Source organism: Pseudoxanthomonas sp. F11 (genome assembly GCF_037046485.1).
Lineage (GTDB): Bacteria > Pseudomonadota > Gammaproteobacteria > Xanthomonadales > Xanthomonadaceae > Pseudoxanthomonas_A.
In genome coordinates this window covers 482,982-494,040 of sequence record NZ_JBANLZ010000003.1, presented here as the reverse complement: position 1 = coordinate 494,040, position 11,059 = coordinate 482,982, and the positions used below count along the sequence as shown (strand labels likewise).

Genomic DNA, 11,059 nt, shown 5'->3' with positions numbered 1-11,059 from the left:
CGTGCCGGACACGCCGGTGATCGGCGTCGGGCCGCTCGCCGTCAACGGGAAGTCGGCGACCGTGGCGGTGCCGCCATTGTCGTTGATGACCGTCTTGACCAGCGTCAGCGTCGACGCCTGGTCGTCGTTGACGATGGTGCAGGTGGCGTTCTGGCCGTTGGCCAGGGTCAGCTGGCTACCGGACAGGGTGCCGGCCGAGCAGCTCCATGCGCCGGCGGTGTAGCCGGCGGCCGTCACTTCCGACAGCGTGTACACGCCAGCACTGACCGGAACATTGGTCACCGCCGCCGTGCCGGACACGCCGGTGATCGGCGTCGGGCCGCTCGCCGTCAACGGGAAGTCGGCGACCGTGGCGGTGCCGCCATTGTCGTTGATGACCGTCTTGACCAGCGTCAGCGTGGCCGCCTGGTCGTCGTTGACGATGGTGCAGGTGGCGACATCGCCGCCGGACAGGCTGATGCTGTTGGCGGACACCGCGGCGCCGCCGTTCTTGACGCAGCTCCACGTCCCGGCGGCGTAGCCGGAGGGCCCACCCGTTTCCGAGAGGGCATAGATTCCTACCGGTACCATGGCGCCGGTGACGGCGGCCGAGCCGGTGGCACCCGAAATCGTGGCGGTACTACCGGTGGCGACCAGCGTCCACGCCGTAGGAACTGCGGTGCCGCCCTGGTCGTTGACCACCTGCTTGACCAGGGTCAGGCGCGCCAGCACGTGGACCGTCGCGGTGGACGTGTTGTTCGTCGTGTTGCTCTCGACGACCGGAGAGCCGGGGGGCAAGGCCACCGTGGCAGTGTTCTGAACTTGGCGCTGAGTCTGCGCCAAGGCGGGTGCAAGCGTTGCCAACGTGACCAGCGCCAGACCCGATGTGGTCACCAGGTGGCGAAGAAGAGCCGCTTTGAAAGAAGAGGTCAGGCCGTACACGGTGGTCCCTTGCGCTGAATCCGAACGAGCCAGCCGGGGACTGCCCTCCCCCAAGGCTGTCTTGGTTGCCGCCCCCTCCGTGCCACGCATTGCGTGTGGCATTTTTCGGGGCGTACGTCACAGTTCGCGTGCCATGACGCAAAGAGGACATGGAACAATAAAGTGTGATCGCGATTACGTATTTATGAAATATTAGCGCCAAATTGTAGCCGCATAACAGTAAATTCATGTACTTCATCACGTTTTTAACACGCCATGCGTCGGCTTTCTGACGGGTGCAAGCTGAAACCTGCACGGAGCGGAGCCCGCCCAACGCACACGCGCGGGCATCCCGCCACCGGGGAGGTGGCAGGCCGAGGGGTCCGGGGGCGGGGGTGAGCAGGCCTGTCAGGGCCTGCGGCAGGCGTCAGTCGCTCTGAAGCTCAGCGACGAAGTCGTAGGCGTCGCCACGATAGTAGGACCGGGTGGACTCGACGACCCGTCCGTCTTCCAGGAAGGCACGGCGCTCGACCAGCAGGCCCGGCGCGCCCACCGGCAATTCGAGGTGGCGGGCCGCCTCCTCATCCAGCGCCACGGCCCGCAGACGCTGCAGGGCCCGCTTGGGCCGGTGGCCATAGGCATCCAGCGCTTCATATAAAGAGGTCGTCACGCTGTCCGGCTCCGGCAGCAGCGCGTACGGCACCAGGGTGCGCTCGATGGCGATCGGAGAGCCATCGACATGCCGCAGGCGGTACATGCGTACCACCCCACTGCCCGGGGACAGGTTGAGGGCCATCGATTCTTCCGGGGTCACCTCGCCGACGGTGCGCTCCAGGAACTTCACCTGCGGGTTCAGCCCGCGCTCGCGCAGGTCGTCGGTGAAGCTGGTCAGACGGGAGAACTGCCGAAGGATCCGCTCGGCCACGAAGGTACCCGCCCCCTGTCGCTGTACCAGCAGACCACTCTCGATCAGGCCGGCCAATGCCTTGCGGATGGTCACCCGCGACAGGTCCAGCAGCTGGGCCAGGTCGCGCTCGCTGGGAAGCGCCTGACCGGGCCGCAACACCCCGGCATCCATGAGGTTCTGCAGCGCGCGGCGCAGGCGCAGGTAGGCGACAGCCCGGGTGGACTCACCGGTCTGCAGCCGCTGGTATTCCTCAAGCAGATTGGTTTGCATAAACCTCAAGATACCAGTGACGTACCAATATGGCAACAAACCCTTCACATAGCGGACCTGTTGGCATCCCGTGGTACCGCGGTGGTATGGTGACGACTCATCCCCGTTGCGTCGAGACACGTCCGTGACCGCGAAGACCCTGCCCGTCGACCCCTTCGATCTCGTCATCTTCGGCGGCACGGGCGACCTGGCGCTGCGCAAGTTGCTGCCCGGCCTGCTGCGCCGGTATGCCGACGGCCAGATCCCGGAAGACAGCCGCATCCTGGGCGTAGCCCGCGACAGGCAGGGAGATGCCGAGTACCGTGCAAAGGTGGGCGAAGCCCTGGCCCGGATCGCCGCTGCCGACGAAGCCCTCCAGGCCAAGCTGCCCGCCTTCCTGGACAAGCTGGGGTATCTGGCCCTGGACGCCACCAAGGACGAGGGCTGGGACGAGTTCGCCACCCGCCTGCTGGCCACCGGCGAGCGCATCCGTGTCTTCTACCTGTCCACCAGCCCTACCCTGTTCGTCGCCATCTGCGACCGCCTGCGCGCGCACGGCCTGAATACCGGCAGCGCCCGGGTGGTGATCGAGAAGCCGATCGGCCACGATTCGGCCAGCGCCGCCGTCATCAACGACGCCGTGGGCAGCGCGTTCGCCGAAAGCCAGATCTTCCGCATCGACCATTACCTGGGCAAGGAAACGGTCCAGAACCTGCTGGCGCTGCGCTTCGCCAACATCCTGTTCGAGCCGTTGTGGAATGCCAGCCGCATCGACCACGTGCAGATCACCGTGGCCGAAACCGTCGGCCTGGAGAAGCGCGCCGGCTACTACGACACCTCCGGCGCGCTGCGCGACATGGTGCAGAACCACCTGCTGCAGCTGCTGTGCATGGTGGCGATGGAACCGCCGGCGGCGCTGCAGGCCGATGCGGTGCGCGACGAGAAACTCAAGGTGCTGCGCTCGCTCAAGCCGATCCGCGGCGAAGACGTCGCCCATCTGTCCGTGCGCGGGCAGTACCGGGCCGGCGCCAGCAGCGGCGCTGCCGTGCCCGGCTATCTGGAGGAACTGGGCAAGCCCGATTCCCGCACCGAGACCTTCGTGGCGCTGAAGGCGGAAGTGGACAACTGGCGCTGGGCCGGCGTGCCGTTCTACCTGCGCACCGGCAAGCGTCTGGCCGAGCGCGTGTCCGAAATCGTTATCGCCTTCAAGCAGATCCCGCACTCGATCTTCGACGACAGCGCCGGCCCGGTGATGGGCAACAAGCTGGTGCTGCGCCTGCAGCCGGACGAAGGCGTCAAGCTGTGGCTGATGATCAAGGACCCGGGCCCGGGCGGCCTGCGCCTGCAGCACGTGCCGCTGGACATGAGCTTCGCCGAGGCCTTCGGCGTGCACCAGCCGGAAGCCTACGAGCGCCTGCTGATGGATGTGGTGCGCGGCAACCAGACCCTGTTCATGCGCCGCGACGAGGTCGAGGCCGCCTGGGCCTGGATCGACCCCATCCTGTCGGCTTGGGACAACCTGCGCGACGCGCCCAAGCCCTACACCGCCGGCTCGTGGGGTCCCAGCGCCGCCGTGGCGCTGGTCGAACGCGACGGCCGCACCTGGCACGAAGACACCGTCTGACGTCTCCAGCCCCGCCCTGCGGGGCCTTCATCCGGCACCTCACGCCAACCTGTCTTCCCCCGGGAAGCCCCCACTCCCGAGTCGCCCCATGCCCCCCACCGATCTTTCGCTGCAGATCCAGCTGCACCCGTTCCCGGACGGCGACGCCGTCGCCCAGGCGCTGGCCCAGGCCGTGGCCGACGACCTGCGCACCGCCCTCGCGCTGCGCGGCCAGGCCAGCATCGCCCTGTCCGGCGGCACCACTCCGCGCCGCTTCCTGCAGGCGCTGTCGCGACAGCCGCTGGACTGGGCGAACGTCACCCTCACCTTGGTCGACGAGCGCTGGGTGGATGACCGCCATGAGCGCTCCAATGCCCGGCTGGTGAAGGAGCATCTACTGCAGGATGCGGCGGCGGACGCCAACTTCGTCCCGCTGTACCGCCCGACGGCTTCACCGGACGAGGTGCTGGCCGACCTGACAGCCGCCCTGCCGACCACGCTCGACGTGGTCGTGCTGGGCATGGGGGGGGACGGGCACACCGCCTCGTTCTTCCCCGGCGGCGACCGTCTCGCCGACGCGATGGACCTAGCCACGACCGCCACCGTCCTGCCGATGCGCGCCCCCGGCGCAGGCGAACCGCGCATCACCCTGACCCTGCCCGTGCTGCGGGATGCCGGCCGCCTGTACCTGCACATCGAGGGCGGCGAGAAGCGGCAGGTGCTGCAGCAGGCTCTTTCGGGCCAGGGGGCCGGCGCCGGCTATCCCATCCGCGCCGTACTGCAGGCCCTTCGCGCCCCGCTGCAGGTCTATCTGACGCAGTGACCGCCACGCGCCGGTGTTGAGGCAAAGACGGCCTCACTGCTTATAATGCCGCCTTGCCCGCGGCGTTCCGGCGCCCGGTCCCGCCAGGATCGCGCCCTGCGCCGTCCGCCGGCCCCCGTTTCGTAGCCATGCACGGCCTCGTGGCCGTGCTGCCAAAGGTGGAAAGTGCGTAACTACGACCTCGAATTCCTCAAGCATTTCTCGATGGTGATCGGCTTCCTGATGCTGGTCACCGCGGGCCTGATCGTCGGCGCGTACTTCCTGCACGACAGCCTGCCGCCGGAAGTGAACCCCAAGGCCGCCCAGATCACCGAGGCGCGCATCGCCCCCGCCGGCGCGGTCTACGCCGGTGAAACCGGTGCGGCGGCGCAGGCCGCGGCCGCCGCGGCCGCCGCGGCCGCGGCTTCGTCCCAGGTCGCCTACGGCGGCACCCTGGACGGTGGCGAGATCTACAAGAACCTGTGCGGCGCCTGCCACACCAACGGCGTGGGCAAGGCCCCCATGCTGAATGCCGCCGGCATGGGCGCGCGCGCGGCCAAGGGCGTGGACATGCTGTACAAGCACGCCATCGAGGGCTTCACCGGTCCGGACGGCGGCATCATGCCCCCGAAGGGCGGCAACCCGGCCCTGACCGACGAGCAGGTGAAGGCCACGGTCGACTGGATGCTGGCCAACAGCAAGTAAGGCGTCGCGCCTTTCATGAAACGCCGCCCCTGGGGCGGCGTTTTTGTTTGCGCGGCACGCCACGTTGACGTGAGTGTCTTTCCCTCCGCACACGGCGCGAGGGCGCCACGCAGGCATCGCCTCTGCCCGTCACCCATTCCGCTTACCCTTGCCCCCTCGCTTCAACGGTCGCCTCTCGATGACATCTCCCCGCTCGCTGCTCACCCTCGCCCTGTTCGCCACCCTCGCCCTGCCCGCCTGCGCGGCCACACCGAAGGAGCGCATCGTGCCGATCGGCGAGGTGCAGGGCGATGGCGCGCGCAGCCCGCTGGACGGACAGGCCGTCACCGTCGAAGGCCTGGTCACCGCGGCCTTCGCCGACATGGGCGGCGTGTTCGTGCAGGACGCCGGCGACGGCAAGGCGACGACGTCCGACGCGCTGTTCGTCGCCTTCGAAGACGGCACACCCGCCCCTGTTCTCACGGTGGGCGACCGCATCCGCGTGCGCGGCATCGTCGGCGAGCGCAAGGCCGGGGGCGACGACACCCTGACCGCGCTGCATGCTCCGGTGATCCAGCCGCGCGGCACCGGCCGCATCGCGCCCACCGTGCTGACCGCACGGCCCGCTGACTGGGAACCGCTGGAAGGCATGCTGGTCCGCATCGACGCCCCGCTCACGCTCAGCGGGACGCACACGCTCGAGCGCTTCGGCGAGCTGATCGCCAGCTTCGACGGCCGCCTCTGGCAGCCCAGCGAACTCGCCGTACCCGGCAGCGCCGACGCCCAGCGCCTCGCGGCGGACAACGCGCGCCGCACCCTGCTGTTGGACGACGGCAGCGCCCAACGCGACCCCGCCGGCGTGTGGTACGTGAAAGACGGCCAGCCGCTGCGCACCGGCACCGTGTTGACCGGCGTGCAGGGCATCGTGGAACAGCGCCTGGGCAGCTGGCGCCTGCAACTCACCAACGCGCCGACGATCGCTGCACCGGAACGCCCGGCCGCGCCGCAGGTCGCCGGCAACCTGCGCATCGCCGCGTTCAATCTGGAAAACCTGTTCAACGGCGACGGCCGCGGCGGTGGGTTTCCCACCGAGCGCGGCGCCAAGACGCCGGAACAGCTGAAGGCGCAGATGGCGAAGCTGGTCACCACCATCCGCGGCCTGGATCCCGACATCGCCGCGCTGATGGAGTTGGAGAACGATGGCTACGGCGCCGACTCCAGCCTCGCGCAGCTGGTCGCTGCGCTGAATGTCGGGGGTGGCACCTGGCGCTTCGTCGACGCCAAGCAGGGCCCCGGCCCGGACACCATCCGCGTGGGCATCATCTTCCGCAGCGACAAAGTGAAGCCCGCCGGCAAACCCGCCACACTGCAGGAAGGTCCGTTCGGCGAACGCAGTCGAAGCCCGCTGGCGCAGGCGTTCGTACGCGGCAGCGGCCAGCCCTTCGTCGTGGTCGCCAATCATCTGAAGTCGAAAGGTTGCTCGGAAGCCACCGGCCTGGACGCCGACCAGAAGGACGGCGCCGGCTGCTGGAACGCGCTGCGGGTGGATTCGTCGAAGCGCCTGGATGCCTGGCTGAAGACCGACCCGACGCGCACGCGCAGCGACCGCATCGTGATGCTCGGCGATTTCAACGCCTATGCGATGGAAGACCCGGTGCGCTGGCTGCGCGAAGACGCAGGCTGGGTGGATGCGTTCGCGCAGGCCGGTATCGCGCAACCCTACAGCTACGTCTACAACGGCCTCACCGGTCGCCTCGACCACGCTCTGCTCAGCCCGTCACTGGCGAAACAGCTGCGCGGCGCCGCCGAGTGGCACATCAACGCCGACGAGCAGGATGCGCAGGGTTACGCCGACGGCGACCCCACGGTGCCGTTCCGCAGCTCCGATCACGACCCGTTGCTGCTGGGATTCGACCTGTAGGCGACCTCGCCTGTGCAGCGACCTCAGTCGCGATGACATCTTCGCGGTAGATCATCGCGACTGACGTCGCTCCCACGGAACAGGGCACGTCACCCGTCCATCTTCTCCACCAGCGCCTGCAGTTTCAGCACAGTGGCCCAGTTGCGGGTAGTGGCGGCCTTGCCGGCCTTGCCCACCAACGCCTCGCCGGCCTTGCTTTCGAGGATGCCGCGCGCGCAATGCAGGTAGGCGGCTTCGCGTCCGAGCAGGAACTGTTCCGGCGGCACCACGTGCGGTGCGATGGCGGACAGCGCCGGCAGTGCATCGGCCTCCTGCACGAAGGCGACCAGCAGGCGTGAGGGATCGGCGGCCGCATCGGCCAGCGCGTTGTCGTCGATGATCGTGGCCAGGTCCTTCGCCGACTTCACGATGACGGGCACGTCGATCTTGAGCTGCGCAGCGATCGCGGCGGACATCTCCGCGGCGATCTTCGCGGGCGTCTTCTTGTTTGAGCGGAACACCAGGTTGCCGCTGTTGAGCAGCGTGGCGACGTCGGCATGGCCCAGCCCTTCCAGCAGCGCGCGCAGGTCCGCCATCGCGATGCGCTTGGCCTTGCCAACATTGATGCCACGGAGCAGGGCGATGTAGGTGGTCATGGGCGGCTCATCCGATCGGTGCAAAGCGCCGCACACTGCGCCCGTCTACCACCACCTCTTCGCAGAACATCGCGTACGGCCGCACCCACAAGCCGCCTTCGCCATACAGCGCGCGGTACAGCACCACCGGCTCCAGCGTCTCGCTATGACGTGCCAGCGCGATCACTTCGTAGTCGTTGCCCTTGTAGTGGCGGTAGAGACCGGGGGCGAGTTCGGGGAGGGCGGGGAGCTTGGCCATGTGCATGTCCGGATTCGCAGGGCGCGTTAAGCGAAGCCCGTTGTTTCATCAGTGCTTCGTCAGGGTGATCGTGAATCCTTCATGGAAAGGCGCAACAGGAGGAGCCGGGTATTCTCTGCCGACCATTTCCTTGGAGAAACAGTTCAACGCCTCGTTGTTCGAGAAGATCACGAACTCGATGACCTTACCTTCCGCATCTATCACCGCCACCGCGTTGAACTCGTTGACGCCCCCTTCAATTGCTGCACCAGAGCACTTGGCATACAGGCTTGGCCAGAACGCATTGTGGCTGGCAATCAATCGCTGTTCATAGGAGGAGCCCTCCCATGTCGCGGTCTGTGCCGCTTGCTTCTCCCACAATGTTTGCCAGCGCTCTCCTTTCGCCTCGTTAGCGATTGCAGGAGAGGCCATCCACATCAGTAGTGCCACGATCATTCCGTCGCGCATCCAAGTCTCCAGTTCCATGTGTCAGGTGAGTTGCCACAGGTTGAGGTGAGCCTATAACCCCCAACACGCAGACGTTCCACGGCAGTGACGTTGGGGCTCACTCAGTTCATCCCCCACTTTTGAAGTGCCTTCGAGCCCCTCAATACCCCGCGGCCTGCCCATCCTTGCGACTCTCGCTGGCGCCGTAGTACACGCCGGTCTCGGGGTCGCGCTTGATCGCCTGGTAGCCGCCGTAGGGCCCCAGTGCCCATTCGACGTGGTGACCCTTGTCCATCAGCGCGCGCACGGTTTCGTAAGGGAAGCCGGATTCCAGCTGCACCACGCCGCCGTCGGTCATCGCGGTGGCGCTGCCGACCGGTTCGGTCGAGCCGTCGTGCTGGATGCGCGGTGCGTCACCGGCTTCCTGCAAGGTCATGCCGAAGTCGACCAGGTTCATCACGATCTGCACGTGGCCCTGCGGCTGCATGGCGCCGCCCATCACCCCGAAGCTGACCCACGGCTTGCCATCCCTGGTGATGAAGGCGGGGATGATGGTGTGGAACGGGCGTTTGCCCGGCGCGTAACAGTTGGGATGCGGCGCGGCACCGTCGCACCCTTGCAGCACGAACATTTCGCCGCGGTCCTGCAGGATGAAGCCCAGGCCCGTCGGCGCCATGCCGCTGCCCATGCCGCGGTAGTTGGACTGGATCAGCGAGACCATCATCCCGTCCTGGTCGGCGACGGTCAGGTAGATGGTGTCGCCTTCGTCCAGTTCCTTCGGCGTGCCGGGCTGCACTTCGCGCAGCACCTTGTCGGGCGAGATCAGCCTGGCGCGTTCGCGCGCATACGGCTTGGAGATCAGGCGCGCGACCGGTGCCGGCTGGAAGGCGGGGTCGGCGTACCAGCGCGCGCGATCGGCGAAGGCCAGCTTCTTGGCTTCCACCAGCAGGTGCACGTGTTCGGGGCTGCCGAACGGAATCTTCGAGAAGTCGTAGCCTTCCAGCACGTTGAGCATCTGCAGGGCCGCGATCCCCTGCCCGTTCGGCGGCAGCTCCCAGACGTCGTAACCGCGGTAATTGGTACTGACAGGTTCGACCCACTCGCCGTGGTGCGCGGCCATGTCTTCGTACGACAGGAAGCCGCCATTGGCTTTGAAGTAGGCGTCGATGGTGCGGGCAATGTCGCCCTTGTAGAACGCGTCGCGACCGCCGTCGGCGATCTTCTGCAGCGTGTCGGCAAGATAGGGGTTCCTCCACATCTCGCCAGTACGCGGCGCGCGCCCGTCGAGGGTGAACTGCTCGGTGAAGCCGGGGAACTTCGACAGCCGCGGCACCGACCGCTCCCAGTAGTAGGCGATCGTCTGGTGCACCGGGTGGCCTTCGCGCGCGTAGCGGATCGTGGGTGCCAGCAGGTCCTTCACCGGCAGCCTGCCGAAGCGCCCGTGCAGCGCGAACCACGCATCCACCGTGCCCGGCACGCTGACCGGCAGCGGCCCGTGCGCGGGAATGTCGGTGATGCCGTGCTGCTTGAAGTAATCCAGCGTCAGCGATTTCGGCGAACGCCCGGAGCCGTTGTAGCCGTGCAGCTGCTTCGTCTTCGGGTCCCACACGATGGCGAACAGGTCGCCACCGATGCCGTTGCCGGTGGGCTCCATCAGGCCGAGCGCGGCGTTGGCGGCGATCGCCGCATCCACCGCGCTGCCGCCCTGCTTCATCACGTCCAGCGCGATCTGCGTGGCCAGCGGATGCGAGGTGGCCGCCATCGCGTGCGGGGCGATGACATCGGAGCGGGTGGCGAACGAACGACCGGCGATGCGGTCGGCGGCGAAGGCAGGCAGCGCGACGGCAAACAGCAGGCAAGAGGTCAGCGGACGCATCAGGAACATCGGGAACTCCTCACGAGCAAAGGGAAAGTGCCCGCGCGCGGACACGTCAGCTGCGGCGGAACCAGCCGGTGATGCTGTAACGGTGATCTCCCGCCCAAGGCGCCACCTGACTGACTTGGTGCGCCTGTGGTACGCGGAACAGACTGAGACTGTTCCAGTGCGGAGTGAATGTTTCGACGACGTTCTGCCGATCATCGACGAATTGAAGCAGACCACCCCAGTCGGCTTCCCAGTTGCGTCCCAGGTTGATGACGTAGGCGAACGCGCGGTCTTCCCCGTGCGACTTGTCGTCGTGCATACGGAGAAAGTGGCCGGCACGGTAGCGCACGGCCATCGCGCTTACCATCCGGATACCGTGATCGCCGGTAAGTTCGCGCGCAAAGGCCAGGAAGTCCGGCGAGTTCAGAAAATCCACCACCACGTGCAGCACCAGCTCAGGATGCATTCCGTCACGGCGCGCTTCGATCATCTTGAAACGATCGAAGAAGAACTCGAACCCGCTCATCGCCCTGCGTACCGCCTCCATGAGGCGAGCCCGATCCTGCTGGAGGGGAGACAGTTCTTGAGCGGTGGATGACAGGAGTGGCGGCCTGTCGCTACGTTGGCCGGGCTCCCACGGTACTTCGCGACTCAGGCACTGCCGCAGACGTTCCGCGGACGACTCCTGCAGGAACGCCGGAATCTGGACCCTACCGACCGCATCCAGGCGCGCGCGATAGGACTCGATGCGGAGGTCGTTGTTGATCATCGCGAGGCATGTGCCATTCCGGCAGCCGCACAACGCAGCCGCCCACGCGGTCTATTGTCTC

At 67.1% G+C, this 11,059-nt stretch carries 11 protein-coding genes; 4 read left to right on the top strand and 7 right to left on the bottom strand.

The annotated features are described in order from the left end of the window. Window positions 1-783, bottom strand: a 783-nt coding sequence (locus tag V8246_RS12795) for a hypothetical protein (protein WP_336189502.1), incomplete at its 3' end; no start/stop codon positions are given. Between the two features lie 544 nt (window positions 784-1,327). Continuing rightward, window positions 1,328-2,077, bottom strand: coding sequence for a GntR family transcriptional regulator (locus tag V8246_RS12790; protein WP_336189501.1), 750 nt, complete (start codon window positions 2,075-2,077; stop codon window positions 1,328-1,330). A 124-nt stretch (window positions 2,078-2,201) separates the two neighbouring features. Between V8246_RS12790 and zwf the strand changes: the two genes are divergently transcribed. From zwf to V8246_RS12770, 4 genes are all read left to right on the top strand, one after another. Next, window positions 2,202-3,680 (top strand): glucose-6-phosphate dehydrogenase, encoded by a 1,479-nt coding sequence (gene zwf / locus V8246_RS12785; protein ID WP_336189500.1) that lies wholly within the window; start codon window positions 2,202-2,204, stop codon window positions 3,678-3,680. Between the two features lie 88 nt (window positions 3,681-3,768). Next, window positions 3,769-4,482: a 6-phosphogluconolactonase gene (gene pgl / locus V8246_RS12780; protein ID WP_336189499.1), complete on the top strand. Its 714-nt coding sequence runs from the start codon at window positions 3,769-3,771 to the stop codon at window positions 4,480-4,482. Between the two features lie 165 nt (window positions 4,483-4,647). Further along, complete coding sequence (locus V8246_RS12775) at window positions 4,648-5,166, top strand: c-type cytochrome (protein WP_336189498.1); 519 nt, start codon at window positions 4,648-4,650, stop codon at window positions 5,164-5,166. A 178-nt stretch (window positions 5,167-5,344) separates the two neighbouring features. Next, a complete protein-coding gene (locus V8246_RS12770; RefSeq protein WP_336189497.1) occupies window positions 5,345-7,066 on the top strand; it encodes an ExeM/NucH family extracellular endonuclease in 1,722 nt (573 codons plus the stop codon). Window positions 7,067-7,155: 89 nt separating this feature from the next. Here V8246_RS12770 and V8246_RS12765 read toward each other — a convergent pair whose 3' ends face one another. The 5 genes from V8246_RS12765 to V8246_RS12745 all read right to left on the bottom strand — a co-directional run bounded on the left by V8246_RS12765 (window position 7,156) and on the right by V8246_RS12745 (window position 10,998). Continuing rightward, window positions 7,156-7,701, bottom strand: coding sequence for a DUF1697 domain-containing protein (locus V8246_RS12765; RefSeq protein WP_336189496.1), 546 nt, complete (start codon window positions 7,699-7,701; stop codon window positions 7,156-7,158). A gap of 7 nt (window positions 7,702-7,708) precedes the next feature. Further along, entirely contained in the window at window positions 7,709-7,939 is a 231-nt protein-coding gene (locus V8246_RS12760) for a DUF1653 domain-containing protein (protein ID WP_336189495.1), read from the bottom strand. Window positions 7,940-7,987: 48 nt separating this feature from the next. Beyond that, window positions 7,988-8,404 carry a hypothetical protein gene (locus V8246_RS12755; protein ID WP_336189494.1) on the bottom strand — a complete coding sequence of 139 codons (417 nt, stop codon included), beginning with the start codon at window positions 8,402-8,404 and terminating at the stop codon, window positions 7,988-7,990. Window positions 8,405-8,525: 121 nt separating this feature from the next. After that, window positions 8,526-10,241 (bottom strand): gamma-glutamyltransferase, encoded by a 1,716-nt coding sequence (gene ggt / locus V8246_RS12750; RefSeq protein WP_336189534.1) that lies wholly within the window; start codon window positions 10,239-10,241, stop codon window positions 8,526-8,528. 55 nt (window positions 10,242-10,296) lie between these two features. Next, window positions 10,297-10,998 carry a 2OG-Fe(II) oxygenase family protein gene (locus V8246_RS12745; protein WP_336189493.1) on the bottom strand — a complete coding sequence of 234 codons (702 nt, stop codon included), beginning with the start codon at window positions 10,996-10,998 and terminating at the stop codon, window positions 10,297-10,299. Window positions 10,999-11,059: the final 61 nt, after the last annotated feature.